Source organism: Mycobacterium sp. NGS51 (assembly GCF_059812525.1).
In genome coordinates, this window is the sequence record NZ_JCALCV010000070.1 from 1 (window position 1) to 234 (window position 234).

The following is a 234-nucleotide window of genomic DNA, read 5'->3' on the forward strand; positions in this document are numbered from 1 at the left end:
CGCTCAACTGCCCGGCAAGCATTTTCGCTCGCTTCTCGACGTCGTTTATCAGGGCGCCAACAACATCGCGGCGGCACTCATCGACGGCGACATAGCCGCGCAGAAGATGCCTACGGGCGTCGTGCAAGTGGTCGCTCAACGCCGTATCGGCGACGGGGGACATGGCGCAACCTCTCGGGTTTGCACCGAGTCAGGTCATATCTAGGTCACGCCGTCCGATTTTGCGGGTAAAAC

General features: G+C 60.7%; 1 protein-coding gene. It reads left to right on the forward strand.

Going from position 1 to position 234, the window contains the following annotated elements:
• Positions 1-205, forward strand: a 205-nt coding sequence (locus AC5Y5W_RS25005) for a hypothetical protein (RefSeq protein ID WP_500014205.1), incomplete at its 5' end; no start/stop codon positions are given.
• Between the last annotated feature and the right edge of the window lie 29 nt (positions 206-234).